Below are 22,939 nucleotides of genomic sequence, written 5' to 3' on the forward strand. Positions count from 1 at the left end.
CCCCGACGGATAAAGCGAAAACGTCATATTGGGTGGAAAAATCGCCTGAAAATGATTAATACGTTGAATAATCACGCTAATGTTTGTGGTTTGTGAATATTTTGTTAGCGCGATCACAAATCAATCCACCCGCGTTGCGTAAAAGTCGAACAGCGTATAAAAGTAATCATTAACATATTAATGAATGCCGGTTGTCATGTTCTGTCATTGAAAGGAGTTTGCATGAAAGGCACCGTTTTTTCCGTCGCGTTGAATCACCGCAGCCAGATGGATGCCTGGGATCAGGCGTTTCATCAGCCACCTTATAAAACCCCGCCGAAGACCCCGGTGTGGTTTATCAAACCCCGCAATACCCACCTGGCCAACGGCGGGGCGATCCCGTTTCCTGCCGGTGAGCAAGTACAAAGCGGCGCAACGCTGGCGGTGGTTATCGGCAACACCGCCCGCAAGGTGCCAGCTGCGCGGGTAGCCGACTATCTGGCCGGTTATGCGCTGGCCAATGATGTCAGCCTGCCGGAAAGCAGCTTTTACCGCCCGGCGATCAAAGCGAAATGCCGCGACGGTTTTTGTCCGCTGGGGGAGATCGGCCAATTGGCAACCAGCGACAGGCTGGAAATTATCACCGAAATCAACGGCGTGGAGCAGGACCGCTGGTCGACGGCCGATTTGGTACGTTCGGTGCCGGAACTGATCGCCGCCATTAGCGATTTTATTACCCTGCAGCCGGGCGACGCGGTGCTGATCGGCACGCCGCACCAGCGGGTGGAGATCAAACCGGGGGACGAAGTGACGGTACGCGCCGCCGGTCTGCCGACCCTGACCAACCGTGTGACGCAGGCAGGAGAAGCATCATGAAACACGCCCGTATTCGCCATCACGGCCAAATATTTAACGTCAGCGTTGACCAGCAACTGCGCGTCACCCTGCCTGATGGCAGCGTGCTCAATGAACTGGAAGTCGAGTGGCTGCCCCCGGCGCAGGGCACGGTGTTTGCCCTGGGCCTGAACTATGCCGACCATGCCAGCGAGCTGGAATTCAAGGCGCCGGAAGAACCCCTGGTGTTCCTGAAGGCCCCCAACACCCTGACCGGCCACCGTCAGGTATCGGTGCGCCCGGCCGACGTCGAGTATATGCACTACGAAGCCGAGCTGGTGGCGGTGATCGGCAAAACGGCACGCAACGTTAGCCGTGAGAATGCCATGGACTACGTGGCGGGTTATACCCTGTGTAACGACTACGCCATCCGCGACTATCTGGAAAACTATTACCGTCCGAACCTGCGGGTGAAAAGCCGCGACACCCTGACGCCGATTGGGCCGTATATCGTCGATCGCGATGATATCGCCGATCCGCACCGTCTGGCGCTCAGCACTTACGTCAACGGAGAGCTGCGCCAGCGTGGCAGCACCGGCGACATGATTTTTGATATCCCCTATTTGATCAGTTACCTGAGCGAATTTATGACGCTGCAGCCGGGCGACATGATCGCCACCGGCACGCCGAAAGGTTTGGCCGACGTGCAGCCGGGTGACGAAGTGGTGGTGGAGATCGAGGGCATTGGCCGTCTGGTTAACCACATCATCAGTGAAAAAGATTACGAGGAAAGCCTGCGATGAAAACCATCAACCATTGGATTAACGGTAAAAACGTAGCCAGCAAAGAGTACTTCACCACCACCAACCCGGCCAACGGCGAGGTGCTGGCGGAAGTGGCGTCCGGCGGACAGCTGGAAATCGACCAGGCGGTGGCTGCCGCCAAGGCGGCTTTCCCGAAATGGGCCAATACGCCAATGAAAGAGCGTGCGCGTCTGATGCGTCGCCTGGGCGAACTGATTGACGAGAACGTACCGCAAATCGCCGAGATGGAAACCGCCGATACCGGCTTGCCGATCCACCAAACCAAAAACGTGCTGATCCCGCGTGCCTCACACAACTTTGAGTTCTTCGCCGAGATCTGTCAGCAGATGAATGGCCGCACCTACCCGGTGGACGACAAGATGCTCAACTACACGCTGATCCAGCCGGTCGGGGTGTGTGCGCTGGTGTCGCCGTGGAACGTACCATTCATGACCGCCACCTGGAAAACCGCGCCCTGCCTGGCGCTGGGCAACACCGCGGTGCTGAAAATGTCCGAGCTGTCGCCGTTGACCGCCGATCGTCTGGGCGAACTGGCGCTGGAAGCCGGCATTCCGGCCGGAGTGCTCAACGTGGTGCAGGGTTACGGCGCGACTGCCGGTGATGCGCTGGTGCGCCATAAAGACGTGCGCGCCGTGTCCTTTACCGGCGGTACCGCTACCGGTCGCCGGATTATTGAAAGTGCCGGGCTGAAGAAGTTTTCCATGGAACTGGGCGGCAAATCGCCGGTGCTGATTTTTGAGGATGCCGACATCGAACGCGCGCTGGATGCCGCGTTGTTCACCATTTTCTCGATCAACGGTGAACGCTGCACCGCCGGGTCGCGCATCTTTATTCAGGAGAGCATCTACCCGGAATTCGTCAAACGCTTCGCCGAGCGCGCCAACCGCCTGAGGGTGGGGGATCCACAGGATCCCAACACTCAGGTTGGGGCCTTGATCAGCCCGCAGCACTGGGAAAAAGTTTCCGGCTATATCCGCCTTGGCATCGAAGAAGGGGCAACCCTGCTGGCGGGCGGCCCGGATAAACCGGCCGGTCTGAGCCACGGCAACTTCCTGCGCCCGACGGTGCTGGCGGATGTCGACAACCGGATGCGCATTGCGCAGGAGGAGATTTTCGGGCCGGTGGCCTGCCTGCTGCCGTTCAAATCAGAAGAAGACGGCCTGCGCATGGCCAACGACGTGGAGTACGGCCTGGCGTCGTATATCTGGACGCAGGATGTGAGCAAGGTGCTGCGTCTGGCCCGCAATATTGAAGCGGGCATGGTTTTCGTCAACACCCAAAACGTACGCGATCTGCGCCAGCCCTTTGGCGGCGTGAAATCGTCTGGCACCGGCCGTGAAGGCGGGGAATACAGCTTCGAAGTGTTCGCCGAGATGAAGAACGTGTGTATTTCCATGGGTGATCACCCGATCCCACGCTGGGGCGTTTAAGTTCGTCCCGGCACTGTTTCACGGAATCATTTTTGTTTCATGTGAGGTTGTATGGGTAAGTTAGCTTTGGCCGCCAAGATTACGCATGTTCCATCGATGTATCTGTCGGAAATGCCAGGAAAAAACCACGGTTGCCGCCAGGCGGCGATCGACGGTCACAAAGAGATCAGCGCGCGCTGCCGTGAAATGGGCGTCGACACCATTATTGTGTTCGACACCCACTGGCTGGTGAACAGCGCCTATCACATCAACTGCAGCCCGCATTTCGAAGGGTTGTATACCAGTAATGAACTGCCGCACTTTATCCGCGACATGACCTACGAATACGAAGGCAACCCGGCACTGGGTCAGTTGATTGCCGCTGAAGCCTGCAAACTCGGGGTTCGCGCCAAAGCGCATGAGATCCCTAGTCTGAAGCTGGAGTACGGCACGCTGGTGCCGATGCGATACATGAATAGCGACAAGCATTTCAAAGTGATCTCGATTTCGGCGTTTTGCACCGTACATGACTTTGCCGACAGCCGTCGGCTGGGTGAGGCGATCAAAACCGCGATTGAGAAATACGACGGCACGGTGGCGGTATTGGCCAGCGGTTCGCTTTCACACCGCTTTATCGACGACCAGCGTGCCGAAGAAGGCATGAACAGCTATACCCGCCAGTTTGACCAGCAGATGGACGAACGGGTGGTCAAGCTGTGGGAGGAAGGGCGCTTCCGCGAGTTTTGCGAAATGCTGCCGGAGTACGCCGACTACTGCTACGGCGAGGGCAACATGCATGACACCGTGATGCTGCTCGGCCTGCTGGGCTGGGACAAATATGACGGCAAGGTGGAGTTTGTTACCCCGCTGTTTGCCAGTTCCGGCACTGGGCAAGTCAATGCCATCTTCCCGCTGCCGGCTGAAGCCTGAGGAGTCTCAATGCCCCATTTTTACGCTGAATGTACCGACAACATCCGCCGTGAGGCGGATTTGCCCGCGCTGTTCGCCAAGGTCAATCAGGCACTGGCGGACACCGGTATTTTCCCACTGGCCGGGGTGCGCAGCCGTGCCATCTGGCTCGATACCTGGCAGATGGCCGACGGCCAGCGGGACTACGCTTTTGTGCATATGACATTGAAGATCGGCCATGGCCGCAGTCTGGAAAGCCGTGAGCAGGTGGGGGCGATGCTGTTCACCCTGATCACCGAGCACTTCGCCGAACTGATGGCCAACCGCTTTCTGGCACTTTCGTTCGCCATGGAAGAGCTGCATCCGGTGCTGAACTACAAGCAAAACAATGTCCACGCGCTATTTCGGAAAGAGTAAGGGGCCGTCCATGTTGAATAAAGAACTGGTGAGCCGTGCCGTGCAGCGCTTGCATCAGGCGGAGCAGAACCGCGAGCAGATCCGTGCGCTGTCGCTGGATCATCCCGAGATCACCATCGAAGACGCTTACGCCATTCAGCGGCAGTGGGTCGCGCTGAAAATCGCCGAAGGCCGCACCTTGAAGGGCCATAAAATCGGCCTGACGTCACGCGCCATGCAGGTCAGTTCGCAAATCACCGAGCCGGATTTTGGCGCGCTGCTGGACGATATGTTTTTCAACGACGGCAGCGATATTCCGATCGATCGCTTTATCGTGCCGCGCGTCGAGGTTGAACTGGCATTTGTGCTGGCCAAGCCGCTGCGCGGACCGAACTGCACGCTGTTCGACGTCTACAACGCCACCGATTACATCATTCCGGCACTGGAGATCATCGATGCGCGCAGCCATAACGTCGATCCGGAAACTCAGCGCCCGCGCAAGGTGTTCGACACTATCTCCGATAACGCCGCCAATGCCGGTGTGGTGATGGGCGGCCGGCCGATTAAACCGGATGCGTTGGATCTGCGTTGGATCAGTGCGCTGCTATATCGAAACGGTGTGATCGAAGAATCTGGCGTGGCGGCGGCGGTGTTGAACCACCCGGCTAACGGCGTGGCCTGGCTGGCCAACAAGCTGTTCCCGTATGACGTGGAGCTGGAAGCCGGACAGGTGATCCTTGGCGGCTCCTTTACCCGGCCGGTGGCTGCACGACGCGGCGATACCTTCCATGCTGATTACGGCCCGATGGGCTGCATTAGCTGTCGGTTTGTTTGATTTCCCCCCTCACCCTAACCCTCTCCCAGAGGGAGAGGGGATCGATGGAGTTGGATGAGACTGGATCCACCCCCTCTCCTTTGGGAGAGGGCCGGGGTGAGGGGAAAACACCAAGGAGAACACAATGTTAACCAACGCTTTCAAGCAGGCGCTGCAGGAAAAACGCCCGCAGATCGGCCTGTGGCTGGGGCTGTGCAGTAGCTACAGTGCAGAACTGTTGGCCGGCTCCGGCTTTGACTGGCTGCTGATCGACGGCGAGCACGCGCCCAACAACGTGCAAACGGTGCTGGGCCAGTTGCAGGCGATCGCGCCTTATCCGAGCCAGCCGGTGGTTCGCCCGGCGTGGAATGACGCGGTGCTGATCAAGCAACTGTTGGACGTCGGTGCCCAGACGCTGCTGATCCCAATGATTCAAAACGCCGAGCAGGCGCGTGAAGCGGTGCGTGCCACCCGTTATCCGCCGCATGGGATACGCGGAGTCGGCAGTGCATTGGCGCGTGCGTCACGCTGGAATAGGGTACCGGATTATCTGCAACAGGCCGACGCGCAGATGTGCGTATTGGTGCAGATTGAAACTCGTGAGGCGGTGAAAAACCTGGACGAAATCCTGCAGGTGGCAGGCGTCGACGGGGTGTTTATCGGCCCGGCGGATCTCAGTGCCGACATGGGTTATGCCGGCAATCCCCAACAGCCGGAGGTGCAACGCACCATCGACGATGCCATTGCGCGCATCAGCGCTGCCGGCAAGTCGCCGGGTATTCTGACCGCCAATCCTGAGCTGGCGCAGCATTATCTGGCGTCCGGCGCGCTGTTTGTCGCGGTAGGGGTGGATACCACCCTGTTGGCGCGGGCGGCGGAGTCCCTGGCCGGTCGCTTTAAGCAGCAACAGCCTCCCGAGCAATCCCCGGGCGTTTATTAGGTTGCAGGACGCAATCTTACTGGAGACACCATGAGCAACGTCGATTCGCTGCCGCCGGTCAACCCGGCGCAGCAACATAAAGCGTTAACCGCCACCGAACAATCGGTGATTAAAAAGTTATTTCGGCGACTGATTATTTTCCTGTTTGTGCTGTTTGTTTTCTCTTTCCTCGACCGCATCAATATCGGTTTCGCCGGGCTAACCATGGGCAAGGATCTCGGCCTCAGCTCGACCATGTTCGGTCTGGCGGCGACCCTGTTCTACGTCACCTACGTGATTTTCGGTATTCCGAGCAATATCATGCTGGGGATCGTCGGGGCGCGGCGCTGGATCGCCACCATCATGGTGTTGTGGGGCATCGCCTCAACCTGCACCCTGTTTGCCACCGGCCCAACCAGTCTGTATGTGCTGCGGATGATTGTCGGCATTACCGAGGCCGGTTTCCTGCCGGGTATTCTGGTTTATCTCACCTACTGGTTCCCGGCGTTTTACCGCGCCAGGGCCAACGCGCTGTTTATGATCGCCATGCCGGTGACCATGGCGATCGGCTCGCTGGTGTCCGGCTATATTCTGGCGCTGGACGGGCTGATGAACCTCAAGGGCTGGCAATGGCTGTTCCTGATAGAGGGCATTCCTTCGGTGCTGTTGGGCGTGGTGGTGTGGTTCTACCTGGACGATACCCCGGCCAAGGCCAAGTGGCTGACCGACGAAGAAAAAACCAGTCTGAAAGCCATGATGGACGCCGACAAGCTGCAACTGGTGCAGCCCAATGGGCCAGGCAGTCATCGGGCGATGCAACAGCGCAACCTGTGGCGGGAAATCTTCACGCCGATCGTGTTGATGTACACGCTGGCCTATTTCTGCCTGACCAATACCCTGAGCGCCATTAACATCTGGACGCCGCAGATCCTGCAGAGTTTTAACCAGGGCAGCAGTAACATTGTGATCGGCATTTTGGCGGCGATCCCGCAGATCTGCACCATCGCCGGGATGATCTGGTGGAGTAAACGCTCGGATCGGTTGCAGGAGCGAAAACACCACACCGCACTGCCGTATCTGTTTGCTGCTGCCGGTTGGCTGCTGGCCTCGGCGACCGATCACAGCATGATCCAACTGTTGGGGATCGTGATGGCTTCAGTGGGCTCATTCACCGCCATGGCCATCTTCTGGACCACGCCGGATCAGTCGATCAGCCTGGAGGCGCGGGCGATCGGGATCGCGGTGATCAATGCCACCGGCAATATAGGGTCGGCGGTCAGCCCGCTATTGATTGGCTGGTTCAAGGATCTGACCGGCAGCTTTAACTCCGGGCTGTACTTTGTTTCGGCACTGTTGATAGTGGGGGCGCTGATCGTCTGGCGTATTCCGATGCAGGGCTCGCGGCCACGGGCCACGCCATAATGGGGAAAGTTTGCGGGCGCGGCATGCTGCGCCCTTTACCGGGGGAATGAGGTCAATAGATGCAGAAAAGTACCGGTTTTATCGCCAATATCGATATCTGCAAAGAGTACGATGCGCGTTATGCCACCGATGAAGTGCATTACGAAACCTTTGCCGGGCTGGCGGCCTTTTTTGGTCGCGATATGCAGGTGCACTGGCACGACCGTTACTTCCAGGTGCATTTTCTGGAGACCGGCAAGATTGAGCTACAGTTGGACAGCCAGCACTATTCGGTGCAGGCACCGCTGTTTATCCTCACGCCACCCTCGGTGCCGCATGCGTTCTTCACCGAGCCGGACAGTGACGGCCACGTGCTGACGGTGCGTCAGGAGTTGATCTGGCCGCTGCTGGAACGGCTGTACCCCGGCAGCAACCTGGCGCTGGACATGCCGGGTATTTGCCTGTCGATGGCGGACGCGCCGCAAGAGCTGACGGCGCTCAGCCATTACTGGGCGCTGATCCGCCGTGAATTCAGCCAGCGCCTAGCCGGTCGCGAACAAACGCTGGCGCTGCTGGCGCAGGCGGTGTTTACCCTGCTGTTACGCAATGCGTCGCTGGAGGACTCTGCCGCCAGTGGAGTACGTGGCGAGCTGAAATTATTCCAGCGTTTTAACAAGATGGTGGACGAGCGTTTCCGCGATCACCTGCCGGTGCCGGACTATGCCCAGGCGCTGGGCGTCACCGAGTCACGGCTCAATGACCTGTGTCGGCGTTTCGCCAACCAGCCCCCCAAACGTCTGATATTCGATCGCTTGCTGCGTGAAGCCAAACGTATGCTGCTGTTTAGCGCCTGCACGGTGCATGAAACCGCCTATAGCCTGGGTTTTAAGGATCCGGCTTATTTCGCCCGCTTTTTCAATCGGCTGGAAGGCTGTTCCCCCTCGAGCTACCGCGCCGCACAACACTCCCTTTCGTAAGCTGGATCACAGTTTGCAGCGATAGTGGCCAAGCTGCCTGAAAAGTACCGGCGATTGCCGCAAAAGTCTCTTCTCGAAATCGGCGTTGGGGGCTTCAATTAAGCAACCAAAAGAAAACATTATTTTAACAAGTGGCCGACTCCACGGCCCATAAAATACCGATTACGAGGAAGACTTAAATGAAACCTGAAGACTTTCGTGCTGACAACAAACGCCCGTTCGCCGGTGACGAATACCTGAAGAGTTTGCAGGACGGCCGCGAAATTTATATCTATGGCGAGCGGGTGAAGGACGTTACCACTCATCCGGCATTCCGCAACGCAGCGGCCTCGGTCGGCCAGCTGTACGACGCGTTGCACGATCCGGTTAGCCAGGACAGTCTGTGCTGGGGCACCGATACCGGCAACGGCGGCTACACCCACAAATTCTTCCGCTACGCCCGCAGCCCGGATGAGTTGCGTCAACAGCGTGACGCCATCGCCGACTGGTCGCGTCAGAGCTACGGCTGGATGGGGCGCACCCCGGACTACAAGGCGGCCTTCGGATCTGCGTTGGGTGCTAACCCGGAGTTTTACGGCCAGTTCGCCGACAACGCGCGCCACTGGTACAAACGCATTCAGGAAACTGGTCTGTATTTTAACCACGCCATCGTCAACCCGCCGATCGACCGCCACAAGCCGGTCAACGAAGTGAAAGACGTATTTATTCAGGTGGAAAAGGAAACCGACGCCGGCATTATTGTCAGCGGTGCCAAGGTGGTCGCGACCAACTCGGCGCTGACCCACTACAACTTTATCGGCTTCGGCTCGGCTCAGGTGATGGGCGACAACCCGGACTTTGCGCTGATGTTTGTCGCACCTATGGACGCGGAAGGGGTGAAGTTGATCTCTCGCGCCTCCTATGAACTGGTCGCCGGTGCCACCGGATCGCCATTCGATTATCCGCTTTCGAGCCGTTTTGATGAGAACGATGCGATCCTGATTATGGATCACGTGCTGATCCCATGGGAAAACGTGCTGATCTACCGCGATTTCGATCGCTGCCGCCGCTGGAGCACCGAGGGCGGTTTCGCCCGCTTGTTCCCACTGCAGGCCTGTGTTCGTCTGGCGGTGAAGATGGACTTTATTACCGCGCTGCTGCAAAAGAGCCTGGCCTGTACCGGCGTGCTGGAGTTCCGTGGCGTTCAGGCCGATCTCGGCGAAGTGGTGGCCTGGCGCAATCTGTTCTGGTCGCTGACCGATGCGATGTGCGCCGAGGCCACCAAGTGGGAAAACGGTGCCTATCTACCGGACTCCGCCGCGCTGCAGACGTATCGCGTGATGGCGCCGATGGCCTACGCCAAGGTGAAGAACATCATCGAAAAGAATGTCACCAGCGGCCTGATTTATCTGCCGTCCAGCGTGCGTGACATGAATAACCCGGAAATCGACAAATATCTGTCCCGCTATGTACGTGGCTCCAACGGGATGGATCACGTCGAACGCATCAAGATCCTCAAACTGATGTGGGATGCGATCGGCAGTGAGTTCGGCGGCCGTCACGAACTGTATGAGATCAACTACGCCGGCAGCCAGGACGAGATCCGCCTGCAATGCCTGCGTCAGGCGCAGGGATCCGGCACCATGGGCAAGATGATGGAAATGGTCGACAAATGCCTGTCCGACTATGACCAACACGGCTGGAAAGTGCCGCATCTGCATAACAATGACGATATTAATCAGTTGGATAAACTGCTTAAGTGATCCGCGAGGAGGTTTGTATGTCTCAGGAAAATGAACACCGTCTGCTGTTTCGCGACGCCATGGCCAGCCTGTCTGCCGCGGTGAATATCGTCACCACCGACGGCCCGGCGGGACGCTGCGGTATAACCGCCACCGCGGTGTGCTCGGTGACCGATACGCCGCCGACGCTGCTGGTGTGCATTAACCGCAACAGCGCGATGAACCCGGTTTTCCAGGCCAATCAACGGCTGTGCGTCAACGTGTTGAATCATGAGCAGGAGCTGATGGCACGCCACTTTGCCGGAATGACCGAGGTCAGTATGGAAGAGCGTTTCCGTCTGGATGACTGGCAGAGTGGCGCACTGGGGCAGCCGGTATTGCGTAACACGCTGGCCAGCCTGGAAGGGGAGATCGAGCAGATCCAAAGCATCGGCACCCATCAGGTGTATCTGGTGCAGATCCGCCAGATCGTGGTCAGTGCGGCCGGTAACGGCCTGATCTACTTCAAGCGCAACTTCCATCCGGTGATGCACGAAAGGCTGGCTCTGGCCTGAAGATAATAGGGGCGCAGTTCACCGCTGCGCCCCATGAAGGTGTGAGGTGCTTCAAATAAATCAAGGGCCAGGATATCGGGTCTATTATGCTCAGGTCACGTTGTTGCGTTTGTCTGGGGTGACAATCGTAAGCAACAGGCAGATATTGAGAAAGCTATTTACCCGTTATCTTTCAAGCTGCAGCGTTGTTACCTGCACTCGCTCACCCCAGTTACTTACTGAAGTAAGCGCCTGGGGATGAGCGAGCTGGGCGCCTAGCTGCAACTTGAAAGCCATAGGGTAAAGATTATTTGAGAGATTATCAGTCGAGGTAATATATGAAATCCCGTGATCATGATGCGTCTGTCATTGAAATGATTCGTAATGATCGGGCCTTTGCAGCCGCGTATTTAAAAACAGCATTAGAAGAGCTGGATGAAGAGGGGGGGGAAACAGCGTTCCTCATCGCATTACGCCACATTGTTGAAGCCAATGGTGGAATGGCGTTTATTGCCGATAAGGCAGGTATATCCAGAGAAACGCTGTATCGCACCTTATCGCCCAAAGGAAACCCTACCTTAAAGACGATTACCCGTGTCGTGCATGCTTCTGGTATGAAATTCAGTGCAATAGTTTGATTTTTAACATCAACTTTTATTCGCCGCCAAATCACTCACCAGCCGGTTCACCGGATCGCTCATGTTGGTGAACTTGCTCAGCTCCGAGCGGGTCACCACCACAAATACCCCGACGTTTTTCTGCGGGATCATCGCCATATAGGTAATAAAGCCGCCGCCGCCGCCGGTTTTCTGAATAATCCCCGGCAGTTCGCCGTTCGGTGCCATATACACCCAGCCCAGGCCCAGCGCACTGGCTTCACCCGGCACGTCCATGCCTTTTAGCGATACCAGGTCATTGCGCTGGAAGTACATGGTTTGCTCACTGGCAGCGGTCGATTTACGCGAGCCGGAGACGTTGGAGGTGAGGAACTGTTGCATCCAGCGCTGCATGTCGCGCGGGGTGGAGTAAACGCCACCGCTGCCGGCCGCGGCGGTGGTATCACGGCAGGCGCTCGGGCCGGCGGAAGCCACCATCAGGCGTGAACACTGCTCGGCACTTGGGGTGAGAGTGGTGTCGACCATGCCGAGCGGTGCGGTGATTTTTTCCTTCAGCAGGGCGGTGTAAGGTTTACCCGCCGCCCGCGACAGTGCATCCGCCAGCAGGTCGTACGCCAGGTTGGAATAAGAGGCGCGCACGCCCGGTGGCACCGTGACGTTGGCATGTTCCAGCCATTGCCAGCGCTGTGCCTTGGTCGGCCAGGTAAATACCGGCGTTTTTGGCGGCTTCTTGCCCGGCTGCTCACGCGGCAGGGCGCTGGTGTGGGTTGCCAGGTTCAGCAAAGTGATCGGTTGGCGAGCATTGTAAGCCGGTACGTAAGCACCCTGTGGGGCATATTTGCGCAGCGGATCGTTGAGCTTGACCCGGCCTTCCGCTGCCATCTTGACCATCACTTCACTGGTCATCAGCTTGGTGATTGAGGCGATGCGGATCAGCGAGTCCGGACGCGGGCGCAGGTTGTTGCCGGGTTTGGTGTCGCCAAAACTGCGGTTAACCACCTGGTTACCGTCGATCACCACCAGCGCCATACCGGTGGCGCCGCTGTTGTAGAAAATATGTTCGGCATACTGGTCGACGATTTGCGAGGCCAGTTGCGGGGCGGCGGCCTGCGCGGCCAGCGGGGCGGCACACAGGCTCAGCGCCAGCAATGAAGCGGAGAAAGAGTTCTTCAACGGTTGTTATCCATTTTAAAAGGCAACAGGGAGAGGCCGTGGCCGCAGTATGACCCGGTCTTATCTGTTGTCAGTGTAATGTGCCTCGGCCCTGGCTGCATGTGGAAAAAAGAGCGGTTTGATAAATATTTTTCCGCCGCCCTGATGCCGCCGCATCGCCCTATTGCGCGCGAGTGAATATGGCGATCACCTGATCCAAATGGGCTTTCATCGCTTTACGCGCACCGCGCACGTCACGCGCTTCGAGCGCCGCCAGAATGGCCTGATGTTCCTGCTCGGAGCGGTGTGACATATCGTCCGGCGTATAGTTGCGCTGCAGCACGCGGAACATGCTGCCGTAGCGGTGGCCGAGCAGGTGGCCGATGATAAATGCGTAGGCCGGGTTGCCGCTGGCCTGGGCGATGCGGATATGGAACAACCGGTCACCGGGGTGGGTGGCCGAACCTTCACGGTTATCACGGCAGTTTTGTTCATAGGCGGCGCGGATACCCGCCAATTCCTGGTCGGTGGCTTGGCGTGCCGCCAGCGCGGCGGTTTCCGGCTCGATCAGTAAACGGGTTTGCAGCAATGAAAAGGGCGGCAGCTCGGCGTTAAAATCCAGCTCGATATTCAGCTCATCGTCAATTTCCGCCCACTGACCCCGCCCGGCCTGTGCCATCACCGGTTCCTGAGAAACCATGGTCGGCGTTTGTGCCCGGACAATCACCCCATTGCCGACTTTAACATCCACCAGACCAATCACTTCGAGCGCGATCAGCGCCTCACGCACGGAGGCCCGGCTAACCTGTAACTGCTGGGCCAGATCCCGCTCGGACGGCAGGCGGCTGCCTGGAGGAAATTCGTTATTATCGATGAGCCGTTTCAATTGGTCGGCTATCTGTCTGTAAATACGTGGGTTTTCCAGTCGGGTGATCGGCATTTTTTACCTTAGGCTGTTCGATGTTAAGTGATGTTGCGCACAAATATTGCTCAAGCCGCTTGAGTAATCGTTATTCAAGTGTAAAAAATTGGTTAATCAAAATGCTGTTTTAAGTGTGTCTCATAACATTATCACCAAACCATAACGCGTAAAGCGTCTTTTGTCATGTTAAAGGCCTGACCTTTAACCGCCTTTAATGGCCTGACCATTAGGCCTTTAGGCCAAGGGAGCGAAAATGAATTTAACCGGAAAACGTGTGCTGATCACCGCGGCGGGTCAGGGGATTGGCTTTAGCACCGCCAGGCTGTTTGCCGATGCGGGTGCCGAGGTGATCGCCACCGATATCAACACCGACCAGCTGCAGGGGCTGGCCGGTATTCAGCCGATGACGCTGAACGTCACCGATCCTGCGGCGATCGCTGCGGCGGCGGAAACTCTCGGACCTGTCGACGTGCTTTTCAACTGCGCCGGCGTGGTACACAGCGGCTCGATCCTCGAGTGCAGCGAGGAGCAGTGGGCGTTTGCTCTGGATCTTAATGTGACGGCGATGTTCCGCATGATCCGTGCCTTTCTGCCCAGCATGCTGGCACGCAAAAACGGCTCGATTATCAATATGTCGTCGGTCGCCTCCAGCGTGAAAGGGGTACCGAACCGCTTTGCCTACAGCGCCACCAAGGCGGCAGTGATCGGCCTGACGCGCTCGGTAGCGGCGGACTACGTCACCCAGGGCATCCGTTGCAACGCCATTTGTCCCGGCACGGTGGAATCGCCATCGTTGCGCCAGCGCATAGCCGAGCAGGCCCGCGAGCAGGGCCTTAGCGAAGAAGAGGTGTATCAGGCGTTTGTTGCCCGTCAACCGATTGGCCGCATCGGCACCACCGGCGAGATTGCCCAGTTGGCGCTGTATCTGGCGTCCGACGCCAGTTCCTATACCACAGGCACGGTACAGATTATCGATGGCGGCTGGAGTAACTGAGGCCCTGGCCCAGACAGCGATGCCCGACACATTTTCCACAGTGAGGACAGGATGAAACTTTTACGTTATGGCGCACCGGGGCAGGAACGCCCAGGGATATTGGATACTCAGGGTCAGATCCGTGACCTCTCGCAGCACATTGCCGATCTCAGTGGTGACGCACTGTTGCCCGCCGCGTTGGACCAACTGCGCGCACTGGACATCAATCAACTGCCGAAGGTGGCTGGACAGCCGCGTTTGGGGGCCTGTGTGGGCCACATCGGCAAGTTTATCTGCATTGGTCTCAATTACGCCGACCATGCGGCGGAAACCGGCGCGGCGATCCCCGCGGAGCCAGTGGTGTTCAGCAAGTGGACCAGCGCGGTGGTGGGGCCGAACGACGAGGTGCAGATCCCGCGAGACTCGCTCAAGACCGATTGGGAGGTGGAACTCGGGGTGATCATTGGTCAGGGCGGGCGCTATATCAGCGAGCAGGACGCGATGCAGCACGTCGCCGGCTACTGCGTGATCAACGACGTCTCGGAGCGTGAATTCCAAATCGAACGCGGCGGCACCTGGGACAAGGGCAAGGGGTGCGACACCTTTGGCCCCACTGGTCCCTGGCTGGTGACGGCCGATGAAATTGCCGATCCCCATAGCCTGAATCTGTGGCTGGAAGTGGACGGCAAACGCTATCAGGACGGCAATACCAGCACCATGATCTTCCGCATTCCACAAATTATCAGCTATCTGAGCCGCTTTATGAGCCTGCAACCGGGCGATGTGATTTCCACCGGAACGCCGCCGGGCGTCGGCATGGGGCAAAAGCCCACGCCTTTCTACCTGAAGGCCGGGCAGACGATGCGTCTGGGCATTGAGGGATTGGGTGAACAGCGTCAAACAACCGTACAAGCCTGATGGGGAGCACGCCATGACCACAATTACCGCACTGCGGGTTGAAGATATCCGCTTCCCCACCTCGCTGGCGCTGGATGGATCCGACGCGATGAATCCGGATCCGGACTATTCCGCCGCTTACGTGATCCTGGAGACCGATCGCGACGATCTGACCGGCCACGGGCTGACCTTTACCATTGGCCGCGGCAATGAGATCTGCTGCGCGGCGATCCGCGCACTGGAGCATCAGATCGTCGGGGTCCGGCTTGAAGAGATCGCCGCCGATATGGGCGCCTTCTGGCGGCGTTTTACCGGTGACAGCCAGTTACGCTGGATCGGCCCGGACAAGGGGGCGATCCACCTGGCGACCGGGGCGGTGATCAACGCGGTTTGGGATCTTTGGGCCAAGGCCGAGGGTAAACCGGTGTGGCGACTGGTGGCGGAGATGACGCCAGAGGAACTGGTGCGCTGCATCGATTTTCGCTACATCACTGACTGCATTACCCCGCAGGAAGCGCTCACCCTGCTCAAACAGCGGGCGCACGGCAAGGAGCAACGCCTGGAGCGACTGCTGCAGGACGGCTACCCCTGCTACACCACCTCCGCTGGTTGGCTGGGCTACCCGGACGATAAGCTGCGCCGGTTGTGTCAGGAAGCGGTCGACGCCGGTTTCTCCTACCTGAAGCTGAAGGTCGGGCGCGATCTGGAAGATGATATCCGCCGGGTGCGCATTGCCCGCGAGGTGATCGGCCCCGACCGTCAACTGATGATCGACGCCAACCAGGTGTGGGAAGTCAACGACGCCATTCCCTGGGTGAAGCATCTGGCGTTCGCCAAACCCTGGTTTATCGAAGAACCGACCAGCCCGGACGATGTGGAAGGACATCGCCGCATCCGCGAGGGGGTGCATCCGGTCAAGGTGGCCACCGGCGAGATGTGCCAAAACCGCATTTTGTTCAAGCAGTTCATTATGCGCGAAGCGATTGACGTGGTGCAGATTGACGCCTGCCGTCTCGGTGGGGTCAACGAAGTGCTGGCGGTGATGCTGATGGCGGCCAAATACCATCTGCCGGTGTGCCCGCATGCCGGTGGTGTGGGCCTGTGCGAATACGTTCAGCATCTGTCGATGATCGACTACCTGTGCATTGCCGGCACCCACGATGGCCGGGTGATCGAATACGTCGATCATCTGCATGAACATTTTGTCCACCCCTGCGAGGTCAAGGGGGCGGCCTATATGCCACCGCTCAACCCCGGCTATTCGATCGAGATGCATGCGGCGTCGCTCGAACAGTACCGGTTCCGCGGTTGAACGGGAAACACGCCATGCTGCGTATCGATGCTCACCAACATTACTGGCATTACCATCCGCAACGCTATCCGTGGATCAGCGAGCAGATGGCGGTGTTGCAACAGGATTTTGGCCCAAAGCAGCTCGAACCCCTGCTGCAACAGCAGGGTTTTGACGGTGCACTGGTGGTGCAGGCCCGGCAGTGCGAGCAGGAAACCCAGTCGTTGCTGGCACTGGCGCAGCAAAGCCATGGCGTATGCGGCGTCGTGGGTTGGCTGGACATCACCGCGCCGCAACTGCCGCAGTGGCTTGAGGAATGGCGCCAGCAACCTTTGTTGCGTGGGTGGCGTCATCTGGTGCAAGACGAGCCGCTGCCGGATGCTTGGCTGGCACGATCGGAGGTGCGACGCGGTATGCAGGCGTTGCAGCGACAGGGATACGTTTACGACATTTTGGTCACCCACCGGCATCTGGCGGCAGCGGCGCAGTTTGCCGCCGAACACGACGATTACTGGCTGGTGCTGGACCATCTTGGCAAACCGGATATCGCCCAGGGTGCAGAGCATTGGGCACAGCAAATCAAGCCTCTGGCGGCACTGCCGCACGTGGTCTGCAAGCTTTCCGGGTTAATCACCGAAGCCCCCGGAGGGCATTGGCAAGCCTCGCAGTTACTGCCGTTTTTTGAGGCGGCGCTGGAGGCGTTCGGTCCGCAGCGATTGATGTTCGGCTCTGACTGGCCGGTGTGCCTGCTGGCGGGGGATTACGGCCAGGTTTATCAACTGAATGAGCAGGCCATCGCCACGCTGAGTCCTTCGCAGCAGGCGGAGATTTGGGGTGGCACGGCCTGCCGAATTTATGGGTTAACGGAGTCGGGTTATGGATCTGTATCTGAAAGATAAGGTGGTGGTGGTTACCGGTGGCGGCTCCGGCATCGGTGCGGCGGTCTCCCAACTGCTGGCTGAAGAAGGGGCCATCCCGGTGATGGTCACCAACGCCATGCCGGAGGCCGAGTTCCTGGCGCAGCTGCGTCGCTTGCAGCCACGGAGCACGGTGATCATCACCGATTTGTGTGATGAGCAGCAGTGCCGGCGGGCGGTGGCGCAAACGCAGGAAACCTTTGGCCGTATCGATGCCTTGGTGAATAACGCCGGGGTTAACGACGGGGTGGGGCTGGAGGCCGGACGTGAAGCCTTTGTCGGATCGCTGGAGAAAAACCTGATTCATTACTACCTGATGGCGCACCTGTGCCAGTCGGCGTTGCAAAGCAGTAAGGGGGCGATCGTCAATATCGCCTCCAAGACCGCACTGAGCGGGCAGGGCGGCACCAGTGGCTATACCGCCGCCAAGGGCGCGGTGCTGGCATTGACACGCGAGTGGGCGGTGTCGCTGCGCCATGAAGGGGTGCGGGTGAATGCGGTGGTCCCGGCGGAGGTGATTACGCCGCAGTACCAACGCTGGATCAATACCTTTGAGCAGCCGGAGCAGCAGCTCGAGAAAATTACCGCGCGCATTCCCTTCGAACAACGGATGACCACGCCGCAGGAAATCGCCAACACCGTGGTGTTTTTGATTTCATCGCGTTCGTCGCACACCACCGGACAGTGGCTGTCGGTGGACGGGGGTTATCTGCATCTTGACCGGGCGATCACATGAGTGGCGCGGCGGGGACAGGGCAGCGCTTCTGTCAGGCGCTCGATCTGGTCGACTCACCGGCGTTGATCGAGGAATACCTGGCCTATCACCAACGCATCTGGCCAGAAATTGCCACTCATCTGCGTGAGCACGGCATCCTGGATATGGAGATTTACCGGCTGGGTACCCGACTGTTCATGATTGTTGAAGTCAGTAGCGGATTCGATGCCGAGCGGTTTAACGCCGCCGGTTTGAGCAATCCCCACGTGCAGTGCTGGGAAGCCCTGATGTGGCACTACCAGGTGGCCACCCCCTGGACGCCGCAAGGCGAAAAATGGGTGGTGATGGAGCGGATATTCTCATTGAAACAACAATAACTTACCCTACCGAGGATAGTTCAATGCTTGCTGAAAAAACTGCTGCCCCACCTCAGGCGGGCGCCAAGGCGACGGCCAATCTGCGCTGGGCTTTTATCCTGGTCACCAGCCTGTTCTTTATGTGGGGGCTGTCGTATGGCCTGTTGGATGTATTAAATAAGCATTTTCAGGAAACGCTGCACGTGACCAAGGCGCAGTCGGGATTATTACAGGCGGCCTATTTTGGTGCCTACTTCCTGGTGGCGCTGCCCGCCGGCTATTTTATGGATAAAAAAGGCTACAAAGCCGGCATTCTGATCGGGCTGTGCCTGTATGCGCTGGGGGCATTGCTGTTTGTGCCGGCGGCTTCCGCCAACAGTTTTGGCATGTTCCTGTTCGCGCTGTTTGTCATTGCCTGCGGACTGGGTTGCCTGGAAACCGCCGCCAACCCTTATGCCACGGTATTGGGGGACGTGCAGGGTGCCGAAAGACGCTTGAACCTTTCCCAGTCGTTTAACGGGTTAGGACAGTTTATCGGCCCGATGATCGGCGGCACGCTGTTTTTCTCTGCCACCCAGGGGGCAGGCAGCGGTGACCAAAGCGCGGTGAAGATGACCTATGTGGCGATCGCCGTGCTGGTGTTGCTGATTGCCTTTTTGTTCAGCCGCACCCGGTTGCCGGACATTCGCGAGGAAGAACGGCCGGAGCACGGTGAAATTGCGCAGGGGCTTTGGCAGCACAAGCACTTTGTTGGCGGGGTGATCACCCAGTTCTTCTACGTGGCGGCACAGGTCGGCGTCGGCGCGTTCTTTATTAACTACGCCACCGAACACTGGAGCGACGTTTCCAACCAAAGCGCGTCCTATCTGCTCTCTATCGCCATGATTTGCTTTATGGTCGGGCGCTTTTTCAGTACCTGGCTGATGGGCAGGGTCAAACCGGCCACGCTGTTGATGATTTACTCGCTGGTCAACATTGTGCTGTGCGGGGTCGTCATGCTCAGTATGGATGGCATCTCGGTGGTGGCGCTGATCGCCGTATTCTTCTTTATGTCGATCATGTTCCCGACCATTTTCGCTCTCGGGGTGAAAAACATGGGTAAGCACACCAAGCGCGCCAGCTCCTTTATGATCATGGCGATCGTTGGTGGCGCCATCATGCCTTACTTTATGGGGGCGCTGGCGGACAGGTACAGTACGGCGTTGTCGTATTGCCTGCCGCTGCTGTGCTTCGCCGTGGTGTTTGCTTACGGCTTACAGCAGCGCCGCCGCTAAGCTCACAGCCCGCCGGCTCATACAGCGGCGGGCTGAACGGTGGGAGCCAGCTGAATATTATTGCGCCCGTTGTTTTTGGCCTGGTATAACGCGGCATCGGCCGCCCGGATCGCCGAGGCGACATCCAGCTGGTTCAACACGGAAATCCCGGTACTGAGCGTGACCGTGGTGGTTTCAAGCTGATTAAAGCGATGGGGGATTTTTAATTCCTGTACCCGCTGACGCACCCGCTCAGCCACCTGAGTGGCATATTCCTCGCTCACGTTGGTTAACAGCACCAGAAACTCCTCCCCACCGTAGCGCACCACGATATCGCGTGAACGTACCGAATCGCGGATGGTGATAGCGACCTGCACCAGCGCCTGGTCACCCATGGTATGGCCATAATTATCGTTATAAGCCTTGAAGTGATCGATATCGAGCAGCAGCACGAAATGACTGTCTGATGCGGCGGCCGGCAACATATTGATTTTATTCTCCAGGCCACGGCGGTTATAAAGCCCGGTTAAGGGATCGATCATGCTTAAATTGCTGAATCTGTCCCGTTCGTTATACAGATTAGCCACCAGCGTTTGAGTAAAGTGTTCACTGCGTTTAAGCATCAGGTGGTGGATAGAGAACGCGATAATCGGCAATACCGTGGTGAATACTATCCGCGTGGTATTGTGCATACCGTCCAGTAATAGAATCACTAATGCAGATGGAACGGCGTGCAGGCAAAAGGCGATAAAATTATCGGTTAAGGCAATGGCGCTGATAAAGAACATGCTGAACAGACTAATTAATAGAAAACTTTGATTATTCGGCGCACAGTGCTGACTTTTAAGGTAAATATGTGTCGCCCACAGCAGACCGAGGACGCAGGAAAATTGATTCAATTTTCTGACGTATAACCGCGGAGATTGCAGGGTAAATAACAGTGCCGCCAGACAAAATAGCGGTATACCTAATAAAGGCAGGGTAAATGCGGGTTTGTTTTGAAACGGGACTAATAATGTAAATACGGAAGAGGCAGCGTTCATCAATAAAAATAAAAATAATGACAAACGGTGTTTGCTGTTTAGCAGTTCCTGATAAGAACGCGCGTTCATACGGAGTTCACTCTTTACAATATCGATCTGTCGAAAAGGTAAGGTTGCGAAAAATTCTGTCGGTGGGAATTAAACACTCGCATTGTATGGTTGTAGATTGTGATTATTAACATGCGAATTAGACTAGGAATTTTCTTATGGCAAATTATCATTTTTCAACCGTTATGTCATCCGCGTTTGACCGTCATGGCGAAAATGATGCGCAGTGAAAAAAAGTGGTATATGATATTGGTTCTCATTATCACTTGAAGGGTAGGGTTATCATGATTGCAGCCATGATTACCGCGTGTGGGCTGTGGGGCGTCAGTTGGTGCCTGGGCAACCGTCTGGCCAGCGCCTGGGGCGTTTTGCTGCCCTGCGCCTTGTTGCCGTTACTGGCATTGATCAACCTGGATATGATGCAATTGCGCACGCTGATTGTGATTGCCATGCTGGCCACCCTGGTGATGCTGTTCAATAGTCGCTGGCGTCACTACCTGCTGCTGCCTTCCTGCATGGCATTGGCCGGCGGATTGGCGGCGATCGGTCTGAACTTCAATCTGGGCTGAAAACACAAAACCACGCTTTCGCGTGTTCATCATCGTTCAATTGGGGATTGCTTTGGGGATATTACCGGAGAGAGTTATCGATTGGTGCGAAGAGAGGGACTTGAACCCTCACGTCCGTAAGAACACTAACACCTGAAGCTAGCGCGTCTACCAATTCCGCCACCTTCGCACAGCCGATATCTTTATTTTGCTTTCGATTTATATCACCAGCTTGGTGCGAAGAGAGGGACTTGAACCCTCACGTCCGTAAGAACACTAACACCTGAAGCTAGCGCGTCTACCAATTCCGCCACCTTCGCATTGATGCTGTGTAATATAAATCATGTGGTTATTTGGTGCGAAGAGAGGGACTTGAACCCTCACGTCCGTAAGGACACTAACACCTGAAGCTAGCGCGTCTACCAATTCCGCCACCTTCGCATTCCAAGAAACATTACCGGAGTAACGTACCACGGAGGCGAATTCTAGAGATTTTGGCGGGGACGTCAATAGTTATTTCCCCTGTTTGCGGACGTTTGCTGGAAAAACGTCCGTTTTGGGCTGTTGATACTGTTCAAACAGCCAAATCAGCCAGTCAATCAATACCCTGACCCGGGGCGCAAGGAACCGGCCGGGGGGATACATGATGTAAATTGGCATCGGCGGCGGCGGGGTTTCCGCCAACACTTCGACTAATTCCCCTTTCTGCAACCAGGGTGCCAGCGAGTAATGCGCCGCCTGGATCAGGCCCATGCCCGCACGACAGCCGCTGGTATAGGCATCGGCACCGCTGACGCTCAGCCTGGCGGGCAATTCGCGCAACTCCACTTTGCCGTTGCGGCAAAACTCCAGCGGGTAATTGCGGTTACTGGCGAGGGAAAAATAGCCCACCGCCTGATGCTGTTGCAATTGGTCAATCGACTGGGGTACGCCGAACGCAGCCAGATAGCCGGGGGAGGCGCAGGTCAGCTGTGGCAGCATGGCGATGCGCCGCGCCACCAGGCTGTCATCTTCGGTTTCCCAGGCGCGCAGCACGCAATCCACCCCCTCGCGCAACAGATCAACATGAGTATCGTTGGCGCCCAACGCCAGAGTCAGGTCTGGATAGCGTTGGTAAAAGTCATCCAGAGCGGGGATCACGATTTCACGCGCCAGCGAATGGGGCATATCAATGCGTACCTTGCCGGAAGGCTGCAGTTTATGGTGGCTGAACAGCGTGTCTGCTTCTTCCAGCGCTCCCAGCAACTGCACGCAGCGCTGATAATAAAGCGTGCCTTCGCTGGTCACCTGCACCTGACGGGTGGTGCGGATCAACAAACGGACGCCGAGGCGCTGCTCGAGCCGTTTGAGGGCATTGCTGACCGTGGCACGCGGTAACTGCAAACGCTCGGCTGCGCGGCTGAAACTGCCCAGTTCGACGATGCGGGTGAAAATGCGCATGGCCTGGATCTGATCCATTTTGCCGCTCCCTATTGTTAGCAATTTATGAAC

General features: G+C 57.5%; 24 protein-coding genes and 3 tRNA genes. 20 read left to right on the forward strand and 7 right to left on the reverse strand.

Annotated features, from left to right (window positions below):
* Window positions 1-222 precede the first annotated feature (222 nt).
* From FCL49_RS14860 to FCL49_RS14915, 12 genes are all read left to right on the forward strand, one after another.
* Window positions 223-855, forward strand: coding sequence for a fumarylacetoacetate hydrolase family protein (locus FCL49_RS14860; protein WP_174354173.1), 633 nt, complete (start codon window positions 223-225; stop codon window positions 853-855).
* Window positions 852-1,616, forward strand: coding sequence for a fumarylacetoacetate hydrolase family protein (locus tag FCL49_RS14865; RefSeq protein WP_174354174.1), 765 nt, complete (start codon window positions 852-854; stop codon window positions 1,614-1,616). The genes FCL49_RS14860 and FCL49_RS14865 overlap by 4 nt, the downstream gene beginning before the upstream one ends.
* On the forward strand, window positions 1,613-3,067 hold the full coding sequence (hpaE, locus tag FCL49_RS14870) for a 5-carboxymethyl-2-hydroxymuconate semialdehyde dehydrogenase (protein ID WP_153858128.1): 1,455 nt from the start codon (window positions 1,613-1,615) through the stop codon (window positions 3,065-3,067). The genes FCL49_RS14865 and hpaE overlap by 4 nt, the downstream gene beginning before the upstream one ends.
* A gap of 51 nt (window positions 3,068-3,118) precedes the next feature.
* Complete coding sequence (gene hpaD, locus FCL49_RS14875; protein WP_112363117.1) at window positions 3,119-3,976, forward strand: 3,4-dihydroxyphenylacetate 2,3-dioxygenase; 858 nt, start codon at window positions 3,119-3,121, stop codon at window positions 3,974-3,976.
* A 9-nt stretch (window positions 3,977-3,985) separates the two neighbouring features.
* On the forward strand, window positions 3,986-4,372 hold the full coding sequence (locus tag FCL49_RS14880) for a 5-carboxymethyl-2-hydroxymuconate Delta-isomerase (protein WP_174354175.1): 387 nt from the start codon (window positions 3,986-3,988) through the stop codon (window positions 4,370-4,372).
* Window positions 4,373-4,382: 10 nt separating this feature from the next.
* Entirely contained in the window at window positions 4,383-5,186 is an 804-nt protein-coding gene (gene hpaH, locus FCL49_RS14885) for a 2-oxo-hept-4-ene-1,7-dioate hydratase (RefSeq protein WP_012005083.1), read from the forward strand.
* 124 nt (window positions 5,187-5,310) lie between these two features.
* Window positions 5,311-6,105, forward strand: a complete 795-nt coding sequence (gene hpaI, locus FCL49_RS14890) for a 4-hydroxy-2-oxoheptanedioate aldolase (protein ID WP_174354176.1) — start codon at window positions 5,311-5,313, stop codon at window positions 6,103-6,105.
* Between the two features lie 30 nt (window positions 6,106-6,135).
* Entirely contained in the window at window positions 6,136-7,506 is a 1,371-nt protein-coding gene (gene hpaX, locus FCL49_RS14895; RefSeq protein ID WP_174354177.1) for a 4-hydroxyphenylacetate permease, read from the forward strand.
* 59 nt (window positions 7,507-7,565) lie between these two features.
* Window positions 7,566-8,462 (forward strand): 4-hydroxyphenylacetate catabolism regulatory protein HpaA, encoded by an 897-nt coding sequence (gene hpaA / locus FCL49_RS14900; RefSeq protein ID WP_174354178.1) that lies wholly within the window; start codon window positions 7,566-7,568, stop codon window positions 8,460-8,462.
* A 179-nt stretch (window positions 8,463-8,641) separates the two neighbouring features.
* Window positions 8,642-10,204 (forward strand): 4-hydroxyphenylacetate 3-monooxygenase, oxygenase component, encoded by a 1,563-nt coding sequence (hpaB, locus tag FCL49_RS14905; protein ID WP_174354179.1) that lies wholly within the window; start codon window positions 8,642-8,644, stop codon window positions 10,202-10,204.
* A gap of 17 nt (window positions 10,205-10,221) precedes the next feature.
* Window positions 10,222-10,737 carry a 4-hydroxyphenylacetate 3-monooxygenase, reductase component gene (gene hpaC / locus FCL49_RS14910; RefSeq protein ID WP_017891532.1) on the forward strand — a complete coding sequence of 172 codons (516 nt, stop codon included), beginning with the start codon at window positions 10,222-10,224 and terminating at the stop codon, window positions 10,735-10,737.
* A 317-nt stretch (window positions 10,738-11,054) separates the two neighbouring features.
* On the forward strand, window positions 11,055-11,354 hold the full coding sequence (locus tag FCL49_RS14915) for an addiction module antidote protein (RefSeq protein ID WP_017891533.1): 300 nt from the start codon (window positions 11,055-11,057) through the stop codon (window positions 11,352-11,354).
* Between the two features lie 9 nt (window positions 11,355-11,363).
* Here FCL49_RS14915 and ampH read toward each other — a convergent pair whose 3' ends face one another.
* Both ampH and FCL49_RS14925 read right to left on the reverse strand, forming a co-directional pair.
* A complete protein-coding gene (gene ampH / locus FCL49_RS14920; protein WP_174354180.1) occupies window positions 11,364-12,506 on the reverse strand; it encodes a D-alanyl-D-alanine-carboxypeptidase/endopeptidase AmpH in 1,143 nt (380 codons plus the stop codon).
* 160 nt (window positions 12,507-12,666) lie between these two features.
* Window positions 12,667-13,425, reverse strand: coding sequence for a FadR/GntR family transcriptional regulator (locus tag FCL49_RS14925; RefSeq protein WP_174354181.1), 759 nt, complete (start codon window positions 13,423-13,425; stop codon window positions 12,667-12,669).
* A 235-nt stretch (window positions 13,426-13,660) separates the two neighbouring features.
* Between FCL49_RS14925 and FCL49_RS14930 the strand changes: the two genes are divergently transcribed.
* The 7 genes from FCL49_RS14930 to fucP are packed head-to-tail and all read left to right on the forward strand — an operon-like array spanning window position 13,661 to window position 19,830.
* Entirely contained in the window at window positions 13,661-14,401 is a 741-nt protein-coding gene (locus tag FCL49_RS14930; RefSeq protein WP_174354182.1) for an SDR family oxidoreductase, read from the forward strand.
* A gap of 51 nt (window positions 14,402-14,452) precedes the next feature.
* On the forward strand, window positions 14,453-15,298 hold the full coding sequence (locus FCL49_RS14935; protein ID WP_174354183.1) for a fumarylacetoacetate hydrolase family protein: 846 nt from the start codon (window positions 14,453-14,455) through the stop codon (window positions 15,296-15,298).
* Between the two features lie 13 nt (window positions 15,299-15,311).
* Window positions 15,312-16,589, forward strand: a complete 1,278-nt coding sequence (locus FCL49_RS14940; protein ID WP_174354184.1) for an L-fuconate dehydratase — start codon at window positions 15,312-15,314, stop codon at window positions 16,587-16,589.
* 14 nt (window positions 16,590-16,603) lie between these two features.
* The gene (locus FCL49_RS14945) at window positions 16,604-17,467 is read left to right on the forward strand and encodes an amidohydrolase family protein (protein ID WP_174354185.1); all 864 of its coding nucleotides are present in this window, start codon (window positions 16,604-16,606) and stop codon (window positions 17,465-17,467) included.
* Complete coding sequence (locus tag FCL49_RS14950) at window positions 17,445-18,221, forward strand: SDR family oxidoreductase (protein ID WP_174354186.1); 777 nt, start codon at window positions 17,445-17,447, stop codon at window positions 18,219-18,221. The genes FCL49_RS14945 and FCL49_RS14950 overlap by 23 nt, the downstream gene beginning before the upstream one ends.
* Window positions 18,218-18,577 (forward strand): L-rhamnose mutarotase, encoded by a 360-nt coding sequence (locus tag FCL49_RS14955; RefSeq protein ID WP_174354187.1) that lies wholly within the window; start codon window positions 18,218-18,220, stop codon window positions 18,575-18,577. Before FCL49_RS14950 ends, FCL49_RS14955 begins: the two co-directional genes overlap by 4 nt.
* Before the next feature lie 23 nt (window positions 18,578-18,600).
* Entirely contained in the window at window positions 18,601-19,830 is a 1,230-nt protein-coding gene (fucP, locus tag FCL49_RS14960; RefSeq protein ID WP_174354188.1) for an L-fucose:H+ symporter permease, read from the forward strand.
* A gap of 17 nt (window positions 19,831-19,847) precedes the next feature.
* On the opposite strand, the gene FCL49_RS14965 is transcribed toward fucP, so the two are convergent.
* Entirely contained in the window at window positions 19,848-20,921 is a 1,074-nt protein-coding gene (locus FCL49_RS14965) for a diguanylate cyclase (RefSeq protein ID WP_174354189.1), read from the reverse strand.
* A gap of 263 nt (window positions 20,922-21,184) precedes the next feature.
* Here FCL49_RS14965 and FCL49_RS14970 point away from each other — a divergent pair, with 263 nt between their 5' ends.
* Window positions 21,185-21,469 carry a DUF1435 family protein gene (locus tag FCL49_RS14970; protein ID WP_135315020.1) on the forward strand — a complete coding sequence of 95 codons (285 nt, stop codon included), beginning with the start codon at window positions 21,185-21,187 and terminating at the stop codon, window positions 21,467-21,469.
* An 82-nt stretch (window positions 21,470-21,551) separates the two neighbouring features.
* Here the strand turns inward: FCL49_RS14970 and FCL49_RS14975 are convergent.
* The 4 genes from FCL49_RS14975 to FCL49_RS14990 all read right to left on the reverse strand — a co-directional run bounded on the left by FCL49_RS14975 (window position 21,552) and on the right by FCL49_RS14990 (window position 22,906).
* Window positions 21,552-21,638, reverse strand: a tRNA-Leu gene (locus FCL49_RS14975).
* A 43-nt stretch (window positions 21,639-21,681) separates the two neighbouring features.
* Window positions 21,682-21,768: transfer RNA gene (locus FCL49_RS14980), tRNA-Leu, on the reverse strand.
* Window positions 21,769-21,802: 34 nt separating this feature from the next.
* A tRNA-Leu gene (locus FCL49_RS14985) sits at window positions 21,803-21,889 on the reverse strand.
* A 72-nt stretch (window positions 21,890-21,961) separates the two neighbouring features.
* Window positions 21,962-22,906, reverse strand: a complete 945-nt coding sequence (locus FCL49_RS14990; protein WP_174354190.1) for a LysR family transcriptional regulator — start codon at window positions 22,904-22,906, stop codon at window positions 21,962-21,964.
* Window positions 22,907-22,939: the final 33 nt, after the last annotated feature.

It is taken from the genome of Serratia proteamaculans, assembly GCF_013337185.1.
Lineage (GTDB): Bacteria > Pseudomonadota > Gammaproteobacteria > Enterobacterales > Enterobacteriaceae > Serratia > Serratia proteamaculans_D.